This window comes from Nocardioides sp. Soil774, from assembly GCF_001428125.1.
Lineage (GTDB): Bacteria > Actinomycetota > Actinomycetes > Propionibacteriales > Nocardioidaceae > Nocardioides.
Map to the genome: position 1 here is coordinate 24,284 of NZ_LMSM01000012.1, position 24,795 is coordinate 49,078.

Annotated in this window: 21 protein-coding genes; 3 read left to right on the top strand and 18 right to left on the bottom strand. The window is 70.6% G+C overall.

Going from position 1 to position 24,795, the window contains the following annotated elements; translation table 11 throughout:
• Positions 1-21: 21 nt before the first annotated feature.
• From ASG76_RS17970 to ASG76_RS18015, 10 genes are all read right to left on the bottom strand, one after another.
• Positions 22-1,707 carry an ABC transporter substrate-binding protein gene (locus tag ASG76_RS17970; protein ID WP_162254137.1) on the bottom strand — a complete coding sequence of 562 codons (1,686 nt, stop codon included), beginning with the start codon at positions 1,705-1,707 and terminating at the stop codon, positions 22-24.
• A gap of 89 nt (positions 1,708-1,796) precedes the next feature.
• Positions 1,797-3,161 (bottom strand): replication-associated recombination protein A, encoded by a 1,365-nt coding sequence (locus ASG76_RS17975; RefSeq protein ID WP_235529756.1) that lies wholly within the window; start codon positions 3,159-3,161, stop codon positions 1,797-1,799.
• Positions 3,162-3,214: 53 nt separating this feature from the next.
• Positions 3,215-4,321: an ABC transporter ATP-binding protein gene (locus ASG76_RS17980; RefSeq protein ID WP_235529758.1), complete on the bottom strand. Its 1,107-nt coding sequence runs from the start codon at positions 4,319-4,321 to the stop codon at positions 3,215-3,217.
• 221 nt (positions 4,322-4,542) lie between these two features.
• Positions 4,543-5,631, bottom strand: coding sequence for an ABC transporter ATP-binding protein (locus ASG76_RS17985; RefSeq protein ID WP_056606796.1), 1,089 nt, complete (start codon positions 5,629-5,631; stop codon positions 4,543-4,545).
• An 11-nt stretch (positions 5,632-5,642) separates the two neighbouring features.
• Positions 5,643-6,650: an ABC transporter permease gene (locus ASG76_RS17990; protein ID WP_056606799.1), complete on the bottom strand. Its 1,008-nt coding sequence runs from the start codon at positions 6,648-6,650 to the stop codon at positions 5,643-5,645.
• Positions 6,651-6,825: 175 nt separating this feature from the next.
• The gene (locus ASG76_RS17995) at positions 6,826-8,598 is read right to left on the bottom strand and encodes an ABC transporter substrate-binding protein (protein ID WP_056606802.1); all 1,773 of its coding nucleotides are present in this window, start codon (positions 8,596-8,598) and stop codon (positions 6,826-6,828) included.
• 77 nt (positions 8,599-8,675) lie between these two features.
• Positions 8,676-9,710 (bottom strand): ABC transporter permease, encoded by a 1,035-nt coding sequence (locus ASG76_RS18000; protein WP_056606805.1) that lies wholly within the window; start codon positions 9,708-9,710, stop codon positions 8,676-8,678.
• 252 nt (positions 9,711-9,962) lie between these two features.
• Complete coding sequence (gene aspS / locus ASG76_RS18005; RefSeq protein ID WP_056606808.1) at positions 9,963-11,777, bottom strand: aspartate--tRNA ligase; 1,815 nt, start codon at positions 11,775-11,777, stop codon at positions 9,963-9,965.
• The gene (gene hisS, locus ASG76_RS18010; RefSeq protein ID WP_056606811.1) at positions 11,774-13,135 is read right to left on the bottom strand and encodes a histidine--tRNA ligase; all 1,362 of its coding nucleotides are present in this window, start codon (positions 13,133-13,135) and stop codon (positions 11,774-11,776) included. The genes aspS and hisS overlap by 4 nt, the downstream gene beginning before the upstream one ends.
• Positions 13,132-13,806, bottom strand: coding sequence for an MBL fold metallo-hydrolase (locus ASG76_RS18015; protein ID WP_056606814.1), 675 nt, complete (start codon positions 13,804-13,806; stop codon positions 13,132-13,134). The genes hisS and ASG76_RS18015 overlap by 4 nt, the downstream gene beginning before the upstream one ends.
• A 91-nt stretch (positions 13,807-13,897) precedes the next feature.
• On the opposite strand from ASG76_RS18015, the gene ASG76_RS18020 reads away from it, so the two are divergent.
• On the top strand, positions 13,898-15,160 hold the full coding sequence (locus ASG76_RS18020) for a DUF349 domain-containing protein (protein ID WP_056606817.1): 1,263 nt from the start codon (positions 13,898-13,900) through the stop codon (positions 15,158-15,160).
• Positions 15,161-15,184: 24 nt separating this feature from the next.
• On the opposite strand, the gene ASG76_RS18025 is transcribed toward ASG76_RS18020, so the two are convergent.
• From ASG76_RS18025 to ruvC, 6 genes are all read right to left on the bottom strand, one after another.
• Positions 15,185-17,470, bottom strand: a complete 2,286-nt coding sequence (locus ASG76_RS18025; protein ID WP_235529735.1) for a RelA/SpoT family protein — start codon at positions 17,468-17,470, stop codon at positions 15,185-15,187.
• A gap of 63 nt (positions 17,471-17,533) precedes the next feature.
• On the bottom strand, positions 17,534-18,082 hold the full coding sequence (locus ASG76_RS18030) for an adenine phosphoribosyltransferase (RefSeq protein WP_056606820.1): 549 nt from the start codon (positions 18,080-18,082) through the stop codon (positions 17,534-17,536).
• Positions 18,075-18,383, bottom strand: coding sequence for a preprotein translocase subunit YajC (yajC, locus tag ASG76_RS18035; RefSeq protein ID WP_056606823.1), 309 nt, complete (start codon positions 18,381-18,383; stop codon positions 18,075-18,077). The genes ASG76_RS18030 and yajC overlap by 8 nt, the downstream gene beginning before the upstream one ends.
• Before the next feature lie 67 nt (positions 18,384-18,450).
• Complete coding sequence (gene ruvB / locus ASG76_RS18040) at positions 18,451-19,482, bottom strand: Holliday junction branch migration DNA helicase RuvB (RefSeq protein WP_200948248.1); 1,032 nt, start codon at positions 19,480-19,482, stop codon at positions 18,451-18,453.
• A 76-nt stretch (positions 19,483-19,558) separates the two neighbouring features.
• Positions 19,559-20,158 carry a Holliday junction branch migration protein RuvA gene (gene ruvA, locus ASG76_RS18045; RefSeq protein ID WP_056606829.1) on the bottom strand — a complete coding sequence of 200 codons (600 nt, stop codon included), beginning with the start codon at positions 20,156-20,158 and terminating at the stop codon, positions 19,559-19,561.
• Positions 20,155-20,736 carry a crossover junction endodeoxyribonuclease RuvC gene (gene ruvC, locus ASG76_RS18050; protein ID WP_235529737.1) on the bottom strand — a complete coding sequence of 194 codons (582 nt, stop codon included), beginning with the start codon at positions 20,734-20,736 and terminating at the stop codon, positions 20,155-20,157. Before ruvC ends, ruvA begins: the two co-directional genes overlap by 4 nt.
• A gap of 296 nt (positions 20,737-21,032) precedes the next feature.
• Between ruvC and ASG76_RS18055 the strand changes: the two genes are divergently transcribed.
• On the top strand, positions 21,033-22,034 hold the full coding sequence (locus tag ASG76_RS18055; protein WP_157559195.1) for a type IV toxin-antitoxin system AbiEi family antitoxin domain-containing protein: 1,002 nt from the start codon (positions 21,033-21,035) through the stop codon (positions 22,032-22,034).
• A 135-nt stretch (positions 22,035-22,169) separates the two neighbouring features.
• Here ASG76_RS18055 and ASG76_RS18060 read toward each other — a convergent pair whose 3' ends face one another.
• Together ASG76_RS18060 and pdxT are read right to left on the bottom strand one after the other, a co-directional pair.
• Complete coding sequence (locus ASG76_RS18060) at positions 22,170-22,943, bottom strand: YebC/PmpR family DNA-binding transcriptional regulator (RefSeq protein ID WP_056606874.1); 774 nt, start codon at positions 22,941-22,943, stop codon at positions 22,170-22,172.
• 48 nt (positions 22,944-22,991) lie between these two features.
• Complete coding sequence (gene pdxT, locus ASG76_RS18065) at positions 22,992-23,600, bottom strand: pyridoxal 5'-phosphate synthase glutaminase subunit PdxT (protein ID WP_056606877.1); 609 nt, start codon at positions 23,598-23,600, stop codon at positions 22,992-22,994.
• Between the two features lie 66 nt (positions 23,601-23,666).
• On the opposite strand from pdxT, the gene ASG76_RS18070 reads away from it, so the two are divergent.
• A complete protein-coding gene (locus ASG76_RS18070) occupies positions 23,667-24,794 on the top strand; it encodes a serine hydrolase domain-containing protein (RefSeq protein WP_056606879.1) in 1,128 nt (375 codons plus the stop codon).
• Position 24,795 lies beyond the last annotated feature (1 nt).

Genomic DNA, 24,795 nt, shown 5'->3' on the forward strand with positions numbered 1-24,795 from the left:
AGCCGCCCCGAGCCGTGCGTGTCACCGCACGACGTAGAGGTCCTTGTAGTCGGGCGTGCCCGTCGAGCCGTCACCCGCGGGGTTGCCGACGTGGTCGCCGAAGACGAACAGGCGGTTGACGTAGCCGGTGGGGATGATCGGGAACCAGGTCTTCATGATCCTCTCGTCGAGCTCGCCCCACGCGCCGGGCTGCTCCTTCGCCGGGAGCGTGGCGATGCGCTCCATCTCCTCGGTCACCGCCGGCTCGTCGAAGTGGGCGGTGTTGTAGGCCGCGCCCGGCTTGAGCAGCGGCGGCAGCATCGCCGCGCCGGTGGGCCAGGGCGGGCACCAGTTGGAGCCGCGGATGTCGAGCGTCTGGTTGACCTCGTCGTCGGGGTCGAGCCACACGTCGTAGGGCGACTCCTGGAGCGGGATCGCCTTCACGCTGAACCCGCCGGCCTCGAAGCCCGTGGTGATCTGGTCCTGCGCGTCCCGGGCCCGCTGGTCGAGGTCGTAGTAGGCCATCGTGATCGGGTAGGGCTCGTCACCGTGGCCCGCCTCGGCGAGGAGGGCGCGCGACCTCGCCGGGTCGTAGGTGATCTGCTCACCGTCGACCTGGTAGTCCCGACGCCCGGCCACCCCGGGTGGCAGGAGGGAGCTGGCGGGCACGCGGGTCACGTCCGGGACGTCGCCGCCGGCGAGCCACGCGTCCTCGTAGGGGTAGGCGTAGGCGAGGGCCTTGCGGACCCGGATGTCGGTGATCCTGGTGTAGTCGGGGGCGATGGAGGCCACGCACGGCGACGACTGCTGCACCAAGCGCTCGCCGAGCCGGCTGCTCGCGTCGGTGAAGCGACCTGCGCCCAGCGAGGTCGACACGGCCCTCCGGCCGGCGGTGCTGCCCGAGAGCATGATCTCGTCGACCACGTCCTGGTCCTGGTTGAACTTGAACACCCACTCGTCGGCGTACTGGTGGCGCGCGGGGTCGGAGCTCGCCGACCACTCCTCGTTGCGCACCAGCACGAGCTGCTCGCCGGGCGACCACCTCTTCACTTCGTAGGGCCCGCTGGCGAGCGGCGCGTGGCCGTACGCCGACGGGTCGGACGCCTCGCCAAGCGGCGCCGGCCCCATCGCCATGGACGCGCCCCAGAAGTCCATGTCGGGGAACGGCCTGGACATGGAGATCGTGATGTCCTGGCCGTGGACCTCGATGCCGGACCAGTCGTCGCAGCCGGGGTCGTCGTCCGTGTAGGGGCCGAGGTAGTCCTCGGATCCAGCGAAGTAGGTCCGGGAGTACTCCGCGCCGGGGCCGCCCGGGAAGGCCTCGGCGTCGAGCGAGCGGCAGATGCCGAACGCGACCTCCTCGGCGGTGACCGGGCTCCCGTCCTCCCAGGTGGCGTCGGTGCGGATGGTGAACGTCCACCGGGTGAAGTCGTCGTTGTGATGTCCGAGGTCGGTCGCGAGGTCGGGGACGAGCACGGGCTGGCCGTCCTCGCCGCGGGCGTACTGGGTCAGCGACCGGCTCACGAGGCCCTGGAGGATCGCGTTGCCCGTGACCGACCACCCGCCGGTCGGGTCGAGCGTGTCGGGGCCGGGCGCACCGGGGAGGTAGACAGTGATCGTGCCGCCGGGGGTCGCGCCCTCGACCTGCGGGGCCGGGCCGTCCCGTCCGGGGTCCTTGGTGACCACGGGCTGAGGGACAAAGCTGCCGGTGAGGTCCTGGTGCTTCACGATGCCGTCATCGGGCGGCCTGCCGTCGCAGGCGGCGAGCAGGAGGAGCACTGCGCCGGCCGCGAGGGCTCGGACGTGTCGGCGCGCCACTAGCGGCCCCGGACGATGCGACGTACGCGCTCCCACCGCTCCTTGACGCCGGCCTCGGCGCCCAGGGAGGTGGGGCGGTAGTAGGCCGCATCGACCAGCTGGTCGGGGAGGTACTGCTGCTCGGCGACCCCGTAGGGCTCGTCGTGGGGGTAGGCGTAGCCCTTGCCGTGCCCCAGGTCCTTCGCGCCGCCGTAGTGCGCGTCTCGCAGGTGCGGCGGCACCTGGCCGATCTTGCCCGCCTTCACGTCGGCGATCGCGCCGTCGATCGCGGCGATCACGGCGTTGGACTTCGGTGCCACCGCGAGGTGGATGGTCGCCTGCGCGAGGTTGATGCGTGCCTCGGGCATGCCGATCAGCTGCACCGCCTGCGCAGCCGCCACCGCGGCCTGCAACGCGGTCGGGTCGGCGAGACCGATGTCCTCGCTCGCGTGCACCACGAGGCGGCGGGCGATGAAGCGCGGGTCCTCCCCCGCCTCGATCATCCGCGCCAGGTAGTGCAGGGCCGCGTCGGGGTCCGAGCCGCGGATCGACTTGATGAAGGCCGAGACGACGTCGTAGTGCTGGTCGCCCTGGCGGTCGTAGCGCACCGCGGCCTGGTCGACGGCGGTCTCGGCGGTCGCGAGGTCGATGACCTCCAGCCCGTTGCTCGTCGCCGCACCGGCGGCGGCCTCGAGGTAGGTCAGCGCGCGACGCGCGTCACCCCCGGCGAGGCGTACGAGGTGGTCGCGGGCGTCCTCGTCGAGCGAGGTGGCCCCGGCCAGGCCACGCTCGTCGGCGAGCGCCAGGTCGATCACCTCCGCCACGTCGTCGTCCGTCAACGACTGCAGCCGCAGCAGCAGGCTGCGCGAGAGCAGCGGCGAGATGACGGAGAAGAAGGGGTTCTCGGTGGTGGCCGCGATCAGCGTCACCCACCGGTTCTCCACCCCGGGGAGCAGGGCGTCCTGCTGGGCCTTGGTGAAGCGGTGCACCTCGTCGACGAAGAGCACCGTCTCCTGCCCGCCACGAGCAAGCTCGGCGCGGGCGCCGTCGATGGCGGCGCGGACCTCCTTGACCCCGGCGGCGACCGCGGACACCTCCACGAAGCGTCGCCGCGTCTGCTGGCTGACGATCGCCGCGATGGTCGTCTTGCCCGTGCCGGGCGGGCCCCACAGGAGCAGCGACATCGACTGGTCGCCCTCGACCAGCCGGCGCAGCGGGGAGCCCGCGGCCCGCAGCTGCTGCTGCCCGACGAGCTCGTCGATGGTGCGCGGACGCATCCGCACCGCCAGCGGCGCCGAGGCGTGGGTGTTGGTGCCGAGCGACCCGGCCCCGGGCGCGGACGTGCTTCCGGGCGCGGGTTGCCCCGCGCCCGGAATCTCGAACAGGCTGTCCACGTCGGTGAGTATCCCCCGCGCCACCGACGGCGCGGGCACCGGGCTCAGACGCCGGTCGTCTGCTTGGTGCCGAGGTCGTACCACGTCTTCTCGTAGCCGGGGATCGTCAGCTGCGTGTTGGTGGGCGTGGCACCCGGGACCGTGCTGCCCTGGTCGTCGACGCCGAGCAGCTCGGTCGTGACGGGGGTGGCCGGGTGGGCACCGAGCTCGCCGGCGAAGTGGCAGGCGACCTTGTGGCGCTTGCCGATCTGCAGCAGCGGCGGCTCGACCTTCGCGCAGATCTCCTGCGCGAACTGGCACCGCGTGCGGAAGCGGCAGCCGGACGGCGGGTTGATCGGGCTCGGGACGTCGCCCTCGAGGCGGATGCGCTCGCGACGACCACCGATCGCCGCCTGCTTCACGTCGGGCACCGCGGAGAGCAGCGCCTGCGTGTAGGGGTGGTGAGGCCGGCCGTAGATCGTCTCGCGGTCACCGATCTCCACGATCTTGCCGAGGTACATCACGGCGATCTCGGGGCAGAAGTGACGCACGATGGCGAGGTCGTGGGCGATGAAGAGGAACGCCACGTCGAACTCGCGCTGGATGTCCTGGAGCAGGTTGACGACCTGCGCCTGGATGGACACGTCGAGCGCGGACACCGGCTCGTCGGCCACGAGCATCTTGGGGTTGAGCGTCAGCGCCCGGGCGATGCCGATGCGCTGGCGCTGGCCGCCTGAGAACTCGTTGGGGTAGCGGTTGTAGTGCTCGGGGTTGAGGCCCACGACCTCGAGGAGCTCCTGGACACGCGGGAGCACCTTGTTCTTCGGCACGATGTTGTGCACCTCGAGCGGCGCACCCACGATCGTGCCCACCGTGTGGCGGGGGTTGAGCGAGGTGTAGGGGTCCTGGAAGATCATCTGCACGTCGCGGCGCAGCGGCTTCATCTCCCGGTTGGACAGCTTCGCCAGGTCGTGGCCCTCGAACATCATCGAGCCGCCGGTGGGCTTGTAGAGCCGGGTGATCAGGCGACCGGTCGTCGACTTGCCGCAGCCGGACTCGCCGACCAGGCCGATCGAGCCGCCCTGGGGCACCTCGAACGAGATCCCGTCCACGGCCTGCACGTGGCCGATGGTGCGGCGCACGAGGCCCGAGGACTTCACCGGGAAGTACATCTTCAGGTTGTCGACCGTCAGCACGGCCGGCGCGTCGGGGTCGAGCTCTGACGCCGTGTGGCCGAGGTCGGCCAGGCTCGAGAAGTCGAGGCCGTCGACACCACGCTCGTGCGAGCCGTAGGCGTCGCTGACGTCGGAGTCGAGCTGCCGCTCGCCGCTCTCGGCGGCGTTGGCGCCGACCTCGGTCGGCTCGATCTGGGCCTCGGCGTTGGGGTCCTGGGTCATCGGGTCTCCTCGACCAGGTCGGGGGCGATCTCGGGCAGCACCTCGTTCTGGTAGACCCCGACGGGGTCGGCCAGGTGGCAGCGCTTGAGATGGGCCGTACCGGTGCTGGCCGGCAGCAGCGCGGGAAGCTCGGTCCGGCACAGGTCGCCGCGGACCTTGTCAGAGTGCAGGCACCGGGGGTGGAAGGAACATCCCGACGGGGGCCGCAGCAGGCTGGGCGGGTTGCCGGGGATGGGGATCAGCCGTGCATCGGTGGATGCCGTGACGTCGGGCACGCTGGACAGCAGGCCCCACGTGTAGGGCATCTCGGGCGCGACGAGGATCTGCTTCGCCGTGCCGTACTCCACGCAGCGACCGGCGTACATCACGAGGACGTCGTCGGCCATCTCGGCGATGACGCCGAGGTCGTGGGTGATGATGATGACGGCCGAGTTGAACTCGCGCTGCAGGTCCTGGAGCAGGTCGAGGATCTGGGCCTGCACGGTCACGTCGAGGGCCGTGGTGGGCTCGTCGGCGATCAGCAGCGAGGGGTCGTTGATCAGGCCCATCGCGATCATTGCGCGCTGGCGCATGCCGCCGGAGAACTGGTGGGGGTAGTCGTCCACGCGCCGGTCGGGCTGCGGGATGCCGACGCGGTCGAGCATCTCGATCGCCTTGCGACGCGCGTCGCGCTTGGAGGCGCTCGAGTGGTGGACCAGGTAGGCCTCCTCGAGCTGCTTGCCGATCTTGTAGAACGGGTGCAGCGCGGCGAGGGCGTCCTGGAAGATCATCGCCATCGAGTTGCCGCGCAGGGCCCGCATGCGCGACTCGCCGAGGCCGACGACCTCGGTGCCACCGACACGGATCGAACCCGAGATCTTGGCGGACTTGGCGTCGTGCAGGCCCATCACGGCCATGCTCGAGACCGACTTGCCCGATCCGGACTCGCCGACGATGCCCAGGGTCTTGCCCCGCTCGACGGAGTAGGTCAGACCGCTCACCGCGGTCACCGGTCCGTCCTCCGTCGGGAAGGTGACCGTGAGGTCCTCGACCTCCAGGAAGGGACCCTCGCTGGACGTCCGTTCGGACGCGGACGACTGGGTCATGGGAACGCTGGTCACGAAAGCCTCACCCTCGGGTCGAGCACGCTGTAGACGATGTCCACGAGCAGGTTGGAGATGATCAGCACCACGGCGCTGAAGAGCGCGGTTGCCTGGACGACCGGCAGGTCACGGCCCTGGACGGCCTGGAGGCTCCACCACCCGATGCCCTGGATCTCGAAGATCCGCTCGGTGAAGATGGTGCCGGCGAGCAGGGTGCCGAAGTCGATGCCGAAGATCGTCACGACCGGCACCAGGGCGGCGCGCAGTCCGTGCTTGTAGACGATGGTCCGTGTCGGGAGTCCCTTGGACTTCGCCGTGCGGATGTAGTCCTCGCTCAGCGCCTCGACCATCGCGCCGCGGGTGAATCGCGTGTACTGCGTGCACCCGAAGATGCCGAGCGCGACCCACGCGAGGAACAGCCCGCTGAACCAGGCCCACGGCCCGTCCTTGATCGGTGAGAAGTACCCGGTCTCGCTGAAGAGCGGTATCTCGAACGTGATCGTGAGGTAGAGCCAGGTCAGCAGGGCGAAGAGGTAGTAGGGGATCGAGCTGATGAACAAGAAGCTCGAGACCAGTGCCTTGTCGGTGATGCTGCCGCGCCGGCGTGCTGCCGCGACGCCGATCGGCACACCGAAGAGCAGGTAGAGGAACGCACCGCCGATGGCCACGGAGAAGGTCGCCGGGATGCGCTTGACCAGCTCCTCCTTGACCGGCTGCTTCGTGCGGTAGCTCACGCCCAGGCACGGGGCGGAGCACTCGTAGTCGTTCGAGGCGATGGTCAGCGTGCGCCCGACGAAGACGCCCTTGACGTACTTGCCGTACTCCTCGTAGACGGGGTTGTCGTAACCGAGCGTCTTCTCGTAGAGCTCGATCTTGTTGCCGCAGCGGTTGCTGGTCTCACGGTCACAGATCGGTTGGGCCGGACTCGAGGGTCCGTACCAGAACAGCAGGAAGATCGCCATCGAGACCAACGTCACGACGAGGACTCCCGAGATCAGCCGCTTCACGACATACGCGAACATCGCAGGTCACTCTCCGGGGATGGTGGATGAGTCGGACCCCCGAGGCAGGACAGCCTACCGGGTCCGGGCTGGCGAGTGGGGGCTCCCGGTCCGGGAGCCCCCACCCGTCAGTGGTTGCTACATGGTGCTGGTTGGTGCTGGGTGGCGCTCTCAGGTGAGGACGAGAGCACCAGGATCACTGCATGACGTACAGGTCCTTGTAGTTCGGCGCACCGATCGAGCCATCGCCCGTCGGGTTGCCGATCTTCGAGCCGAACACGAACAGGTCGTTGCGGAACGCGGTCGGGATGATCGGGAAGTAGTCCGTCATGATCTTCTCGTCGAGGTCACCCCAGGCGCCGGCCTGGTCCTCGAGCGGGAGGGTCGCGATGTTGTCCATCTCGTCGTCCACGGAGGACTCGGAGAAGAACGCGGTGTTGTAGACAGCGTCGGTCTTCAGCAGCGGCGGGAGCATGGTCGAACCGGCGGGCCAGTCCGAGCACCAGTTGACGCCACGGAGGTTCAGCTTCTTGTTGACCTTGTTGTCGGGGTCGAGCCAGATGTTGTAGGGCGACTCCTGGACCGGGATGGCCTTGACGGAGAAGCCACCGGCCTCGAAGCCCTTGGTGATCTGGTCCTGTGCGTCCTTGGCCAGCGGGTCGACCTCGTAGTAGACCATGGTGATCGGGTACGGCTTGTCACCGTAGCCGGCCTCCGCCAGGAGCTCCTTGGACTTCTCGGGGTCGTACTTGATCTGCTCGCCGTCGACGAAGAAGTCCTTCTTGCCCGCCATGCCGGGAGGCATGATCGAGTTGGCGTAGTCGCGGGTCACGCCCGGGACCTCGCCGCCGGAGATCCACACGTCCTCGTAGGGGTACGCGTAGGCGAGCGCCTTGCGGACGTTGATGTCGGTGATCTTGGTGTAGTCCGGGGTCAGCGTGGACACGCACTGCGACGTCTGCTGCACCAGGCGGTCGCCCAGCTGCGCGTTGGCGTCGTTGTAGTTGCCCGAACCGAGGCCGGTGGAGACGGCGGTCTGGCTGTCGGAGTTGTCCGAGAGCATGATCTCGTCGACCTTGGCCTGGTCCTGGTTGAACTTGAACACGAACTCGTCGGCGTACTGGTGACGGGCCGGGTCGGAGTCAGCGGACCACTGGTCGTTCTTGACGAGGACGAGCTCCTCGTTGGGCTTGTAGCTGTCGACCTTGTAGGGGCCGTTGGAGAGCGGCTTGGTGCCGTAGTTCGGCGGCTTGGAGGCGTTGCCGAGCGGGGCCGGGCCCATCGCCATGAAGGCGCCCCAGTAGTCCATGTCCGGGAAGGGCTTCTCCATCTTGATGGTGATGTCCTGGCCGTCGACGGAGATGCCGTCGTACTTCTCGCAGTTGGGGTCCTTGCCGGTGTAGGGACCCTTGTAGTCAGCGGCGCCGGCGAAGTACGTCTTGGAGTACTCGGTGCCGGGGCCCGACGGGAACGCCTCCGAGTCCAGCGAGCGGCAGATGCCGAACGCGACCTCTTCGGCGGTGACGGGCTTGCCGTCCTCCCACGTGGCGTCGTCACGGATGGTGAAGGTCCACTCCGTGTAGTCGTCGTTCGGGGTGCCCAGGTCGGTGGCGAGGTCGGGAACCAGCACGGGCTGGCCGTTCTCGTCACGCGAGTACTGGGTCAGCGAACGGCTCGTGAGGGCCTGCTGGATGGAGTTGCCGGTGACCGACCAGCCACCGGTCGGGTCGAGCGAGTCGGGACCCGGGTCGCCGGGGAGGTACACCGTGATGGTGCCACCGGCGGCCGCGCCGTCGACCTCAGGAGCGGGGCCCTGACGCTCCGCGTCCTTGGACCCTCCTTCCTGCGCGCCGATCTTCCTGTCCGTGCCTCCATCGCCGTTGCCGTTGTCCGACGAACCGCCACCACAGGCAGCGAGGGTCAGAAGAGCGGCGCCAGCGACGAGCGCGAGCGGCTTGTTCCGCTTCATGCTGTCCAGCCTTTCCTTTTTGTTCTCACCGAGGACGGCGTCTCCGGCGACGTGCAGTGACCTTGGCCGAGCTGGGCTCAGCGGCGGGTCTTGGGGTCGAGGGCGTCGCGGATCGCGTCACCCAGGAGGTTGAGGGACAGCACCAGGGCGACCACGCCGACCATCGGCTGCCACAGGTACTGCGGGTAGTCCCGGAAGTAGACCGGGGTGGCGGCGTCGAGGATCATCTGGCCCCACGACACGCCGTCGGTGACGCCGATGCCGAGGAACGCCAGTCCGGCCTCGAGGGCCACGAAGGCGGGCAGCATCAGCGAGATGCTGATGATGATGGGCGCCGCCAGGTTGGGCAGCAGCTCCTTGAACAGGATGCGCGAGGTGGGCATGCCCATCACCCGGGCCGCCTGGACGAACTCGCGCTCGCGCAGCGAGAGCACCTCACCGCGGATCAGGCGCGCGGTGCCCATCCACCCGAAGACCGCCAGCACGCAGATGAGGCTGATCTTCTGGATCGTGGAGTAGTTGTCGGAGGTGTTGAAGCGCTCGTTGAGGATCGGCGCCAGCGTCAGCGCGGCGAGCAGGAACGGGATGGTGAGGAACATGTCGATGAAGAACGACAGCACCTTGTCGACCGCTCCGCCGAGGAAGCCGCTCACCAGGCCGATGACGACGCCGACGGTGGAGGCGAAGATGGCGGCCGAGGTCGCGATCGTCAGCGAGACCCGGCAGCCGTAGAGCCAGTAGGCCAGGTTGTCCTGGCCGGTGCGCGGCGCCACGCCCATCGGGTGGTCCCACGTGAACGGGCCGTTGGGCGGGCCCATCTCCGGCTTGGGCAGGCCGTTGTTGAGACCGTCGACGTACTCGCTGGCCAGGCCCGTGTCGAGCGAGACCCCGAAGAGCTTGCTGATGGGGCCGGCGAAGACGGCGCAGATGATGAAGAAGAGGACGACGAGTGCACACAGCACCGCGACCTTGTCGCGGGCCAGTCGACCCAGCGCGATCCGCAGCGGTGACTTGCCGGAGATCTCCTTCGCCTGCTGGCTGTTGGGATCCTGGTGCTCGGGCTCGTTGCTCAACGAGCCCAGCGTCTCCGGTCCTGCGGTCTCTGCCGACATGCTCTCCCCATCTGGTTCGGGAACTGTCACGACGCGCTCCGGGGGTCCCCCGGGGCCTGCGCCGAGACGGGACTCTATGTGACCCGCGCCGCACGAACGATCACTGACGCGTAACGATCCCGTTACGACGAGTCGGCCGGGCGGTCACGGCAAACGTCCGCGGGATCGGCCCACGGACGCAACTTCCTTCGACCTCGAGCGCGCACGGGCGCCGGTCCTCCACGAGGACCGGCGCCCGGCGAGTCGGCCCGATCAGGCCTTCTGCTCGTCCTTCTGATCGTCCTTCTGCGCGTCCTTCTCGGGCGTGGCGTCCACGCCCGCCTCCTTGCGCTGCTCGGGCGTGATCGGCGCCGGCGCCGCCGTGAGCGGGTCGTAGCCGCCGCCGGACTTCGGGAAGGCGATCACGTCGCGGATCGAGTCGGTGCCCGCGAGGAGCGCGACGATGCGGTCCATGCCCACGGCGATGCCGCCGTGCGGGGGGGCGCCGAACTTGAAGGCGTCGAGGAGGAAGCCGAACTTCTCCTGCGCCTCCTCCTCCCCCAGCCCCATCACGGAGAAGACACGCTTCTGGATGTCGCCGCGGTGGATACGGATGGACCCCCCGCCCAGCTCGTTGCCGTTGCAGACGATGTCGTAGGCGTAGGCCAGCGCGCTGCCGGGGTCGGTGTCGAAGGTGTCGACGAACTCGGGCTTGGGGCTGGTGAACGCGTGGTGCACCGCGGTCCAGGCACCCGCGCCCACAGCGACGTCGCCACTGGCGACCGCGTCGGAGCTCGGCTCGAAGAGCGGGGCGTCGACGACCCACGTGAAGGCGAACGTCGAGTCGTCGAGCATGTCGCCGCGACGGCCGATCTCCAGGCGCGCGGCTCCCAGCAGCGCGCGGCTGCTCTTCGCCGGGCCGGCGGCGAAGAAGATGCAGTCACCGGGCTGGGCGCCGACGTGGGCAGCGAGGCCCGCGCGCTCGGAGTCGCTGAGGTTCTTGGCCACGGGGCCACCGAGCTCACCGTCCTCGGCGATGGTGACGTAGGCCAGGCCCTTGGCGCCGCGCTGCTTGGCCCAGTCCTGCCAGGCGTCGAACTGCCGGCGCGGCTGGCTGCCGCCGCCGGGCATGACGACGGCGCCGACGTAGTCGGCCTGGAAGACGCGGAAGGTGGTGTCCGCGAAGTAGTCGGTGCACTCGACGAGCTCGAGGCCCATGCGGAGGTCGGGCTTGTCGGAGCCGTACTTCGCCATCGCCTCGGCGTACGTCATCCGCGGCAGCGGCCGCTGGATGGTGTGGCCGGCCTGGGCCCACATCGCCTCGAGGACGTCCTCCATCAGCTCGATGACGTCCTCCTGGTCCACGAAGCTCATCTCGATGTCGAGCTGGGTGAACTCGGGCTGGCGGTCGGCGCGGAAGTCCTCGTCGCGGTAGCACCGCGCGATCTGGTAGTAGCGCTCCATGCCACCGACCATGAGCAGCTGCTTGAACAGCTGCGGGCTCTGCGGCAGGGCGTACCAGCTGCCCGGCGCGAGGCGCGCCGGCACCAGGAAGTCGCGGGCGCCCTCGGGCGTGGACCGGGTGAGCGTGGGGGTCTCCACCTCGACGAAGTCGCGGGCGTCGAGCACGTCGCGCGCGGCCTTGTTGATCTTCGAGCGCAGGCGCAGCGCGGCGTTGGGGCCGGATCGGCGCAGGTCGAGGTAGCGGTGCTTGAGGCGCGCCTCCTCGCCGACCTCACCGCCCTTGTGGCCGGACGCGTCGTCGATGGGGAACGGCAGGGGGTCGGAGGCGGAGAGCACCTCGACCTCGCTGGCCACGACCTCGATGTCGCCGGTGGCCAGGTTGGGGTTCTCATTTCCGGCCTTGCGGGCGACGACCTCGCCGGTGACCTTGAGGCAGAACTCGCTGCGCAGGGTGTGGGCGACGGCCTCGTCGCGCACGACGACCTGGACGACGCCGCTGGCCTCGCGCAGGTCCAGGAACGCCACGCCGCCGTGATCGCGTCGCCGCGCCACCCACCCGGCGAGCGTGACGGTCTGGCCGACGTCCTCGGCGCGCAGGGCGCCGGCGTCATGGGTGCGGATCACTGGTTCTCCTCTGGATGACTGGTGGTGCTGGCTGTGCTGATGATGGTGGGCCTCAGATCGGCCTCGGGCGGGGTCCAGGTGGCGGGGTCCGCGTCGACCTGCTCGCCGGTGCGGATGTCCTTGACCTGGTGGGTGGAGTCGTCCTGGACGAACCAGACGAAGGGGATGCCCCGCCGCTCGGCGAGGCGGATCTGCTTGCCGAACTTCGCTGGTGCCGGTGCCACTTCGCAAGCGATTTCGCGCGATCGGAGGGCGGCGGCGACCCGGGTGCTCGCCTCACGGTCGTCCTCGGTGTTGAGGGCGACGAGCACGGCGCTCGGCACGGCGCGGCTGCCGGCGAGGACGCCGTCGGCGATCAGCGGGACGATCGTGCGCGAGACCCCGAAGGACACCCCGACGCCGGGGTAGGTCGTACGACCGTCGCTGGCGAGCGCGTCGTAGCGCCCTCCACCGCCGACCGACTTGAGGCGCTCATAGCCCTCCATGAAGATCTCGACGACGGTCCCGGTGTAGTAGTCCAGGCCGCGCGCGATGCGGAGGTTGGCCTCGACCCCGACCCGGTCGCCGGCGACGGCACGGCAGCCCTCGACGACGGCGGCGAGCTCCTCGAGTCCCTGGTCGAGCAGCTCGTCGGTGACCCCGAGGGCGCGGACCTGCTCCACGAAGGAGGCGTCCTCGACGCGGATGGTGGCCAGCTCGAGGCACCGCTGCGCCTGCTCGGACGTGGCGCCGACCCGCTCGACGAGCATCCGCGCGACCTCGTCGGCAGGCAGCTTGTCGAGCTTGTCGATCACCCGGATGGCCTCGGTGACGTCGGCGATGCCCAGGCCGCGGTAGAAGCCCTGGATGAGCTTGCGGTTGTTGAACTGGAACGACACCCGCGGGATGGGCAGCCGCGCGAGGGCGTCGACCATCACCGACATCACCTCGACGTCGTGGTGGAACGGCAGCTCGTCGCGACCCACGACGTCGACATCGGCCTGCGTGAACTGGCGGTAACGGCCCTCTTGGGGCCTCTCACCGCGCCACGCGGGCTGCACCTGGAAGCGGCGGAACGGGAACTCGAGGTGGCCGGCGTGCTCGAGGACGTAGCGCGCGAACGGCACGGTGAGGTCGAAGTGCAGCCCAAGCTCGGCCTTCGCATCTGCGTCGGCGGCGATGCGCTGGAGGACGTAGATCTCCTTGTCGATCTCGCCCCCCTTGGCCAGGCGCTCGATCGGCTCCACGACGCGGGTCTCGATGTTGGCGAAGCCGTGCAGCTCGAAGGTGCGTGACAGCGACGCGATGACCTCGCGCTCGACCGCGCGCTGGGCAGGCAGCAGCTCGGGGAACCCGCTGAGCGGGCGGATCTTGCTCATGACAGGTCCTGGAGATAGGGGTTGGTGGCGCGCTCGCGGCCGATGGAGGTCTGCTCGCCGTGGCCCGGCAGCACGACGACGTCGTCGGCCAGGGGCAGCACCTTCTCGGCGAGGCTGCGCAGCATCTTCGCGTGGTCGCCGCCCGGCAGGTCGGTGCGACCGATGGAGCCGGCGAAGAGCAGGTCGCCGGAGAACATCAGCTCGGAGACCTCGTGCTCGGCGTACGGCGTGCGGAAGGTGACCGAGCCCTCGGTGTGCCCGGGTGCGTGGTCGACGACGAACCGCAGCCCCGCCAGCTCGAGCTCGGCGAGGTCGGTCAGCTCGCGCACGTCGTCGGGCTCGGCCCAGGAGTGGTCGCCGCCGAGCAGCATCCGGGTCGTCTCCGGGCTCATGCCGGCCATCGGGTCGGCGAGCAGGTGCCGGTCGGCAGGGTGGATCCACGCCGTGGCGTCGTAGGTGCCCGCGACCGGGGCGACGCACCACATGTGGTCGACGTGGCCGTGGGTGACCAGCACGCTCACGGGCTTGAGCTTGTGCTCGCGGACGACCTGGGCGACGCCTTCGGCGGCGTCCTTGCCGGGGTCGATGACGACGCACTCGGTCCCGGGACCGGTCGCCACGACGTAGCAGTTGGTGCCCCAGGGCCCGGCGGGGAAGCCGGCGATGAACACGGGCGTCAGTCCTTGCTTGTCTGGTGGGGAGGTCGGGCTCAGGTGGGAAGCCTACCGAGGGCGCTCCGGGCCATGACTACGATGGGCGACCATGAGCGCCGACAAGCAGTCCGCAGACGACTCGGCCCGGGCAGCGATGCCGTGGGGCCGGGTGGCCGAGGACGGCACCGTCTACGTCCGCACCGCCGATGGGGAGCGATCCGTCGGGTCCTACGAGGCCGGCACGCCGGCCGAGGCCCTGGAGTTCTTCACCAAACGGTTCGAGGAGCTGGAGGGCAAGGTTCGCCTGCTCGAGCAGCGCGTCGCCTCGGGCCGGCTGGCCCCTGAGGAGGCGGCCTCGTCGAGCAAGGCGCTGCGTGAGCAGGTCGTCGACGCGCACGCCGTCGGTGACCTGGTGTCCCTCGCCGCGCGCCTCGACGCGCTGGCCCCGGTGATCGCCACCCAGCGCGCGGCCCGCCGCGAGGAGCGCGCCCAGAAGAGCGCCGAGACGAAGGCGGAGAAGGAGAAGCTGGTCGTCGAGGCCGAGCGCCTCGCCGCCGGCACCGACTGGCGCAACGGTGCCAACCGGCTGCGCGACCTGCTCGCGGCGTGGAAGGAGCTGCCGCGGCTCGACCGCGCCACCGACGACTCCCTGTGGCGCCGCTTCTCCACCGCGCGCACGACGTACACCCGCCACCGCAAGGCGCACTTCGCCGAGGAGCACGAGCGCCGCGACTCCGCGCGCGTCATCAAGGAGCGCCTGGTCAAGGAGGCCGAGGCGCTCTCGTCCTCCACCGAGTGGGGTCCCACCGCCGGCAAGTACCGCGACCTGATGCGCGAGTGGAAGGCCGCCGGCCCCGCTCCCCGCGACGTCGACGACCAGCTGTGGCAGCAGTTCCGTGGCGCCCAGGACACGTTCTTCGGCGCCCGCGACGCCACCAACGCGGCGCTCGACCAGGAGTTCGCCGCCAACGCCGAGGTCAAGGAGCAGATCCTGCTCGAGGCCGAGAAGCTGGTGCCGGTCCAGGACCTCGAGGCCACCAAGAAGACCTTCCGCGACCTCGCCGACCGCTGGGACGCGGCCGGCAAGGTGCCGCGCGACCGCATGAAGGACCTCGAGGGCCGCATGCGCAAGGTGGAGCAGGCCATCCGCGCCGTCGAGGACGAGCAGTGGAGCCGCAGCGACCCCGAGAAGTCCGCTCGCGCCGACGACATGATCGGCAAGCTCGAGGCCGGCATCGCCGAGACGCAGGCCAAGCTCGACAAGGCGTCCGCCGCGGGAGACGACCGCAAGGTCAAGGACCTCGAGTCCGAGCTCGCCAACAAGCAGGCCTTCCTCGACATGGCCCGCAAGGCCGCGGCCGACTTCGGCTGATCGCCCTGCCGCGTCCCGCCCGGATCAGGCGGTGACGCGGTAGGCGTCGAAGACGCCCGGCACCGCGCGCACGGCGCGCAGCACGCCGTCGAGGTGGGCCGCGTCGGCCATCTCGAAGGAGAACCGGCTCTTGGCCACGCGGTCGCGCGTGGTGGAGAGCGTCGCGCTGAGGATGTTCACGTGGGCGTCCGAGAGCGCCATCGTGATGTCGGAGAGCAGTCGCGCACGGTCGAGCGCCTCCACCTGGATGTTGACCAGGAAGGTCGACTGCGACGTCGGCGCCCACTCGACCTCGAGCACGCGCTCGGGCTGGCCGAGCAGGCTGGAGGCGTTGGTGCAGTCGCGGCGGTGCACCGAGACTCCGCCGCCCTTGGTGACGAAGCCCAGGATCGGGTCGGGGGGCACGGGCGTGCAGCACTTGGCGAGCTTGACCCACAGGTCGTCGACGCCCGGCACGATGACGCCCGAGTCGGTCGGTGAGGCGCGCTTGGCGCGCGAGCGCCCGGTGATGGTGACGGCCTCGGACATGTCCTCGGCTGCGCCGTCGTTGCCGCCGTGCAGGTCGATGACACGGCGTACGACGGCCTGGGCGCTGAGGTTGCCCTCGCCGACGGCTGCGTAGAGCGCGGACACGTCGGCGTGGTGGAAGTGCTCGGCGACCAGCGACAGCACGTCGTGGGTCATCAGGCGGGTGAGGGGAAGGCCCTCCTTGCGCATGAGCTTGGCGATCTGGTCCTTGCCGTGCTCGATCGCCTCCTCGCGCCGCTCCTTGGTGAACCACTGGCGGATCTTGGAACGGGCGCGTGGCGACTGGACGAAGTTGAGCCAGTCGCGTGAGGGGCCGGCCGTGGGCGCCTTGGAGGTGAAGACCTCCACCACGTCGCCGTTGTCGAGGGTGGACTCCAGCGGCACGAGGCGGCCGTTGACCCGCGAGCCGATCGTGTGGTGGCCCACCTCGGTGTGGACGGCGTAGGCGAAGTCGACCGGTGTCGCGCCCGACGGCAGCGGGATGACGTCGCCACGCGGGGTGAAGACGTAGACCTGCGCCTGGTTCATCTCGAAGCGCAGGGACTCCAGGAACTCCCCCGGGTCCTCGACCTCGCTCTGCCAGTCGAGCAGCTGGCGCAGCCAGGTGAGGTCGTCCTTGTCGCCGAGGCGGTCGGTGTCCACGCCGGCCTTGGAGTTCTCCTTGTACTTCCAGTGCGCCGCGACGCCGTACTCCGCGCGCCGGTGCTGGGCGAAGGTGCGGATCTGCACCTCGACCGGCTTGCCCTGCGGCCCGATGACGGTGGTGTGGAGCGACTGGTACATGTTGAACTTCGGCATCGCGACGTAGTCCTTGAACCGCCCCAGCACCGGGTTCCACCGCGAGTGGATGACGCCGAGCGCGCTGTAGCAGTCACGGTCCTCGTCGACGAGGATCCGGATCCCGACCAGGTCGTAGATGTCGGAGAAGTCGCGACCGCCCACGATCATCTTCTGGTAGATCGAGTAGTAGTGCTTCGGGCGACCGGTGACCTTGGCGTTGATCCGCGCGGACTTGAGGTCCTCCTCGATGTCCTGGACGACCTCGGCGAGGAACTGGTCGCGCGAAGGGGCGCGCTCGGCGACCATCCGCACGATCTCGTCGTAGATCTTGGGGTGCAGCGTGGCGAACGCGAGGTCCTCCAGCTCCCACTTCAGCGTGTTCATGCCGAGCCGGTGCGCCAGCGGTGCGTAGATGTCGAGGGTCTCGCGCGAGGAGCGCTCCTGCGAGGCGGCCGGGACGTAGCGCAGGGTGCGCATGTTGTGCAGCCGGTCGGCGAGCTTGATGACCAGCACCCGGATGTCGCGCGACATCGCCACGATCATCTTGCGGATGGTCTCGGCCTGCGCCGAGGCGCCGTACTGCACCTTGTCGAGCTTGGTGACGCCGTCGACGAGGAGCGCGACCTCGTCACCGAAGTCGGCGCGCAGCGCCTCCAGCGTGTAGGGCGTGTCCTCGACCGTGTCGTGCAGCAGCGCCGCGACGAGCGTGGGCTCGGTCATGCCGATGTCGGCGAGGATCGTGGTGACCGCGAGCGGGTGGGTGATGTAGGGGTCGCCGCTCTTGCGCATCTGGCCGGTGTGCCACTTGTCGGCGACGGCGTAGGCCCGCTCGAGCAGGGCCAGGTCGGCCTTGGGGTGGTTGGCGCGCACCGCGCGGAAGAGCGGCTCCAGGACCGGGTTGGACGACGGCGGCCGGGTGCCGACGCGGGCGAGCCGAGCACGCATGCCGCGCGCGGTCAGGGGCGCCTTGGCCTCCTGCGCGGGCACCGTGTCCTCTGCCATTGGCTCAGTCTAGTGACGCACCGTCTGGTGGCCCGCCTCGCGGGGTCACGGAATGGGGTGGGCTCAGATGGTGAGCAGGGTGGCGACGGGGAGGTCGCCGGTGAGCGATCGCGGGTCGAGGAAGCCGAGCTCCATCAGCACCGAGACGCCCGAGGCGATCCCGCCGCAGGCCTCGACGAGCTGGCGCGTGGCGGCGACGGTCCCGCCGGTGGCGAGCACGTCGTCGACCAGGAGCACGCGCTCCCCCGCGCCGATCGCGTCGCGGTGCACCTCGAGCGTGGCCTCGCCGTACTCCAGGCTGTAGCTGACCGCGTGGGCCTCGCGCGGCAGCTTGCCGGCCTTGCGCACCGGGACGAAGCCGATGCCGAGGGCGAGCGCGACCGGCGCGGCCAGGATGAAGCCGCGCGCCTCCATGCCGACGACCTTGTCGACCACGACGTTGCCGTGGTCGTCGCGGCCGGCCGCCGCGAGGGCGGTGATGATCGCCGAGAACGCGTGGTGGTCGGCCAGGACGGGCGTGATGTCCTTGAAGGTCACGCCCGCCTGGGGCCAGTCCGGCACGTCGATGGTGAGGCGCTCCAGCGCCTCCTGGGCCGTACGCCGGTCAGGCACCGTCGACCGGCCCGTCGGCCACGCCGTCAGCCTGGTCGTGCATCGGGGAGTCGACCTTGGCGATCGCGGCGCGGGCGATCTCGATGACGGTGCCGGGCGCGACCTCGAGGTGCGCGGTGTCGTCAGTGATCGAGGTGACGGTGCCGTAGATGCCCGACGACATCATCACGCGCTGGCCGACCTGGATGCTGTTCTGCAGCGCGGAGACCTCGCGCTGGCGGCGCTGCTGCGGGCGGATCACCATGAACCAGAACAGGGCCAGGATGGCCACCAGGGGCAGGAGTGCTGCGAGGTCGTTCACGGCCGGGTTGCTCCTCGGAGAGGTGGGGGTCTGAGCGCGTGGAGTCTACGCGTCGGACTCCCAGCCCTCACATCTCGTCGAAGAGGCTGGAGTCGGCCGTCGGGAGCGCGGGCGGCGTCAGGCCGAGGTGGTGCCACGCGGCGGGCGTCGCGACGCGCCCCCGGGGCGTACGGGCGAGCAGGCCGGAGCGGACCAGGAAGGGCTCGGCGACCTCCTCGACGGTCTCGCGCTCCTCCCCGACCGCGACGGCCAGCGTCGAGATGCCCACCGGGCCCCCGCCGAAGCGGCGGCACAGCACGTCGAGCACGGCGCGGTCGAGGCGGTCGAGCCCGGACTCGTCGACCTCGAAGAGCTCGAGCGCCGCCTGGGCCACGGTCAGGCTCAGCACCCCGTCGGCGCGCACCTGCGCGTAGTCGCGCACCCGGCGCAGCAGCCGGTTGGCGATGCGGGGCGTGCCGCGCGAACGCGACGCGATCTCGCCGGAGCCCTCGGTGGTGAGGTGCACGCCGAGCAGCCCGGCGGAGCGGTGCACGATCTGGTCGAGCTCGTGGGGCTCGTAGAACTCGAGGTGGGCCGTGAAGCCGAACCGGTCGCGCAGGGGCCCGGGCAGCAGGCCGGCGCGCGTGGTGGCGCCCACGAGGGTGAAGGGCGGGATCTCGAGCGGGATCGCAGTGGCGCCGGGCCCCTTGCCGATGATCACGTCGACCCGGAAGTCCTCCATGGCCATGTAGAGCATCTCCTCGGCCGGGCGCGACATCCGGTGGATCTCGTCGACGAAGAGCACGTCGCCCTCGTTGAGCCCCGAGAGGATGGCGGCCAGGTCGCCGGCGTGGGTGATGGCCGGGCCGCTGGTCAGGCGCAGCGGGGTGCTCATCTCGGCGGCGATGATCATCGCCAGCGTCGTCTTGCCGAGCCCGGGCGGACCGGAGAGCAGCACGTGGTCGGGCGCGCGCCCGCGCCGGCGGGCGGCCTCGAGCACCAGTCCGAGCTGGTCGCGCACGCGGGCCTGCCCGACGACCTCGTCGAGGGTCTTGGGGCGCAGCGCCGCCTCGACGGCACGCTCGTCGCCGTCGGCCTCGGCGTCGGTGAGCCGCTGCAGGTGGCCGAGCTCGGCCGCGGTGAGCTCGACGTCGTCGTAGGCGTCGACGTCGGTGTCGTCGTCCCAGTTCACGCGCTCACGCCCTGCTCAGCGTGCGGAGCGCGGCACGCAGCAACGCCCCGACGTCGGGCACGTCACCGGCCTCGGGCGCCACGGCCTCGACCGCCTTCTCCGACTCCTTCGCCGACCAGCCCAGGCCGATGAGACCCTGCTGCACCTGGTCGCGCCACGGCGCACCGGTGGGCTGCGCGGCGGTGCCGGGGTGGGTGCCGACCGGGGGGCCGATGCGGTCCTTGAGCTCGAGGATGATGCGCTGGGCGCCCTTCTGGCCGATGCCCGGCACGCGGGTCAGCGCCTTGACGTCCTCGGTGGTGATGGCCCTGCGCACGTCGTCGGGGCTCATCACCGCGACGATCGCCTGGGCGACCTTGGGGCCGACGCCCGAGGCGGTCTGCACGATCTCGAAGACCTGCTTCTCGTCCTCGTCGAGGAAGCCGAAGACGGTGAGGCTGTCCTCGCGGACCACCATGCTGGTGGGGAGCATCGCCTGACGGCCGACGCGCAGCGTGGCGAGGGTGCCGGGGGTGCACATCAGCTCGAGGCCGACCCCGCCGACCTCGAGGACGGCGCTGGTCAGGGTGACGGCGGCGACCTCGCCGCGGACGAAGGCGATCATCGGGTCCTCACGTAGGTGGTGCGTCGGGGGCCGGCCTGGGCGACGGCGGCGTCGAGGCGTGACTGCGCGGACCCTCGCCACACGTGGGTGATGGCCAGGGCGAGCGCGTCGGCGGCGTCAGCGGGCTTGGGCAGCTCCGGGAGGCGCAGGATGCGCACGACCATCGCTCCGACCTGCGCCTTGTCGGCGCGGCCGTTGCCGGAGACCGCCGCTTTGACCTCGCTCGGGGTGTGCATGGCGATGGGCAGCCCCCGGCGTGCGGCGACGACGAGCGCGATGCCGCTGGCCTGGGCGGTGCCCATGATCGTGCTCACGTCGGAGCGGGCGAAGACCCGCTCGACGGCGACCGCGTCGGGCCGGTGCTCCTCGATCCAGGCCTCGAGGCCCTTCTCGATGGTGACCAGCCGCTCGGCGACCGGCAGCGACGAGCTGGTGCGCACCACGCCGACGTCGACCATGGTCAGCGGGCGTCCGACGCTGCCGTCGACGACGCCCACGCCACAGCGCGTCAGGCCGGGGTCGATGCCGAGCACCCGCACGCACGCACCTCCCAGCAGACCGGATCCGTCCGAACACATGTTCGTGCGGACACGCTAACCCGCGGCGGGTGCGCGACGGCGTACGACACGCGGCGCGGCGCCGCTTCCGGGCGCGCCCGCTGTAACGCCGGGTTGGTGCTTGTAGGCACCCCTCCAGAGCACTAGTAGAACAAGCGTCAACCCGGCGTTACAACCGGGCGTCGCGACCGAGCTCGGGCACCGGCCGGGGCGTGCCGGGCCACGAGGCCTGCACAGGCAGCGGGAGTCGGCCGTTGCCCACAGGCGCTCGGCGGACTGGTGGCCGTGTGCACGACATCCGGACGAGCCTCGGACGCATGTACCTCCCCGCCTTCGCCCTCCTCCGGCGCCAGCACGGTCTGATCACCCATGCGCAGGCGCTGGAGCTGGTGTCGCACCGGGGCGACGTATGCCGCCTCGTCCGCGCCGGGAGGCTGGTGCCGGTGCGCCGCGGGGTGCTCGCCGACGCCGACGTGTGGGACGCCGCGGAGCCCTACCGGGAGAAGCCCCTCCTGCGCATCCGCGCTGCCACCCTCAGCCTGCAGGCGACGTCGTACGCGTTCAGCCACGACTCCTCCTCCATCGCGCTCGAGATGGGCGCCCCCTCGCCGGAGTCGGCGCTGGTCCACATCAGCCGCGCCAAGGTGCACGGCGACGCGGTACGGGCCGGCATCAAGCACCACCGAGCGCCGTACGTCCGCGCCGAGGTGGTCGAGGTCGGCGGCCTGCGCGTGCTCGACCCCGCGCGGACCGCCCTCGACATGGCGCGCGAGCACGGGCGGGCCGCCGGCCTCGCAGCGTGCGACGCCGCGCTCCGGCTCGGCGTGACACGGGATGAGCTCGCGGACGCGTTCGCACGCATGCACTGCTGGCCGGGAAGCACCGTGATGCGCTGGTGCATCGAGCACGCCGACGCGGGCGCCGAGAGCTACCTCGAGTCCGTGGGTCGCGAGCTCGTGCTCGAGCTGGGTGTCGGCGTGCCGCACACCCAGTTCGGCATCTCGGACGGGCGCCGCGAGGCCTGGTGCGACATCCGCGTGGGCAGGCACGTCTTCGAGGTCGACGGCTTGCTGAAGTACCCCGACGACCCAGCTGCGGCCCGGCAGGTGCTGCGCAAGGAGAAGGAGCGGCAGGACTTCCTGGGCGGATTCAAGCTCGGCGTCTCCCGCATCACCGCGTACGACTGCGGAGCGGGTCGGCAGGCGGCACTGGCGCGGCTGCACCGCGAGCAGTCCGACACCTGCCGCCGGTTCGGGACGTCGATCGACGACCTGGCGCCGTACGTCCTCCCCGCCTCGCGGCGGCGCCGGAGCGGCTGAGCCGTGGGAAGGCTGGCCTCCGGCGACTCCCGATGTAACGCCGGGTTGATGCTTGTAGGCCACCCCGTAGAACATGGGTAGAACAAGCATCAACCCGGCGTTACAGCGGCTGGCGGATCAGCTGGCCGACCCGGCTCAGGCGTCGGCGGCCTCGAGCTCGGCGAGGACGTCGGCGGGGATGTCCACGTTGGTGAAGACGTCCTGCACGTCGTCGAGGTCCTCGAGGACGTCGACGAGGTGCATCACCTTGCCGGCGCCGTCGGCGTCGACCGGGATCTCGAGGCTGGCGACGAACTCCACGTCGGCGGAGTCGTAGTCGATGCCCGCGTCCTGGAGCGCCGTGCGGACGGCGACCACGTCGGTGGCCTCGCTCTGCACCTGGAAGGCCTCGTCGAGGTCGTTGACCTCCTCGGCGCCGGCGTCGAGGGTCGCCTCGAGCACGTCGTCCTCGGTGACCTCACGGTCCTCCTGGACCTTGGGCACCATGACGACGCCCTTGCGGGCGAACAGGCGCGAGACCGAGCCGGGGTCGGCCATGGTGCCGCCGTTGCGGGTGACGGCGGTGCGGACCTCCATCGCGGCACGGTTGGTGTTGTCGGTGAGGCACTCGACGAGGATCGCGACGCCCTGGGGGCCGTAGACCTCGTAGGAGATCGACTTGTAGTCGACCCCACCCGACTCGGCGCCGGAGCCGCGCTTGAGCGCGGAGTCGATGTTCTTGTTGGGGACCGAGCTCTTCTTGGCCTTCTGGATCGCGTCGTAGAGCGTGGGGTTGCCGGCGGGGTCGCCGCCACCCTGCTTGGCCGCCACCTCGATGTTCTTGATGAGCTTCGCGAAGAGCTTGCCGCGCTTGGCGTCGATCGCGGCCTTCTTGTGCTTGGTCGTTGCCCACTTGGAGTGGCCTGACATGAGTCCCTCTATCTGTCGCGTGGATCTGTCGCGGGTGGTGTCGGTGCGTCAGCGGGCCGAGCGGACCAGGTCCACGAACATGCCGTGGACGCGGTCGTCGCTGCCGACCTCGGGATGGAACGAGGTCGCCATCAGGGGGCCTTGACGGACCGCCACGATCCTACCCGTGGCCGGACCGGTCTCCACGCGCGCGAGCACCTCGACGTCGTCGTCCACGGCCTCCACCCACGGCGCCCGGATGAAGACCGCGCGCACCGGGTCGACCAGCCCGTCGAGGTGGAGGTCCTCCTCGAAGGAGTCGACCTGGCGGCCGAACGCGTTGCGCCGCACGGTGATGTGCAGGCCGCCGATCGTCTCCTGGCCGGCGGCGCCGTCCTCGATCCGGTCGGCCAGCAGGATCATCCCGGCGCAGGTGCCGAAGGCCGGCAGGCCGTCGCGCACGGCCTCGCGCAGCGGCTCGAGCAGGTCGAAGATGCGGGCCAGCTTGACCATGGTGGTGGACTCCCCGCCCGGGAGGACCAGGCCGTCGCACGCGGCGAGCTCGGCGGGGCGACGTACGGGGACGGGGTCGGCGCCCAGCGACCGCAGGGCTGCGAGGTGCTCGCGGACGTCTCCCTGGAGGGCGAGGACGCCGATGACGGGCTGGGCGGCAGGCACACAGGGAGGGTAGGACCGCCGGGTCGCCGCACGTCAGGCGGGTCGCGGCAGCCCTATCCTCGACCCATGCGCACCCGCCGCCTCGCAGCCCTGCTGGCGCTGGCCGCCGTCCTCGCCTCGACGGCGTACGCCACCCCGGCCGCGCCGGCGTCCTACGCCTCGTCGCCAGCGCCGGCCCGGGTCGACGGCTGGCCCACCGCCTCCCCCTCCTCGCTCGGCCTGCGAGGCAGCGCCCTGCGTGAGGGCGCAGCCGAGGCCAGGCGCCTGGGGTCGACCTGCTTCGCGGTGCTGCGCCGCGGCCGGCTGGCGCGCGACTGGAACTTCGGCACCGGCCGCGACGTGCCGCGCGAGGTCTTCTCGATCACCAAGTCCGTCACCAGCACCTTGGTGGGCATCGCGGTGCGCGACGGCGACCTGCGTCTCGACGACCGGGTCTCGCGCTACGTCCCGCAGTGGCGCGGCACCGCCTCGGAGACGGTGACGGTGCGCAACCTGCTGTCCAACGACAGCGGCCGGTTCTGGTCGCTGGAGACCGACTACGGCGGGCTGCTGCGCGCGCGGAGCCGGACGAGGTACGCCGTCGGCCTCCCCCAGCAGTACGCCCCCGGCAGCGCCTGGGCGTACAACAACGCCGCCATCCAGGTGCTCGAGCCGGTGCTCGAGGAGGCGACCGGGATGCCGGTCGAGAGGTTCGCCCGCGAGCGCCTCTTCGAGCCGCTCGGGATGAGGCACTCGACCTTCATCACCGACCGCGCCGACGACGCCGCGGTCTTCTACGGCCTGCACACCACGTGCCTCGACCTGGCGCGGCTGGGCTCGCTCTACCTCGGGCGCGGCGAGGTGGGTGGCGCCCGCCTGCTGGACAAGGGCTACGTCGAGCGGGCCGTCGGTCGCTCCTCCACCGTGCACAACGCCGCCTACGGCTACCTGTGGTGGCTCAACCGGCCCGGGCCGATCCGCGGGGCGACCGACCCGGTGGACGCGCAGGGCCAACCCCTGCGCCCGGTCACGGGGCAGCTCGCGGACTTCGCACCGGACGACCTCTACGCAGCGCTGGGCTTCGGCGGCCAGGTGCTGCTGGTGGACCCGTCGACACGGACCATGGTGATACGCCTCGGCCTCCCCGCCCAGCCGGGCGAGGAGGCCTACGGGTTCACCCACGCCGCCGGTGTGCTGACCGACGCCGTGCGATGAG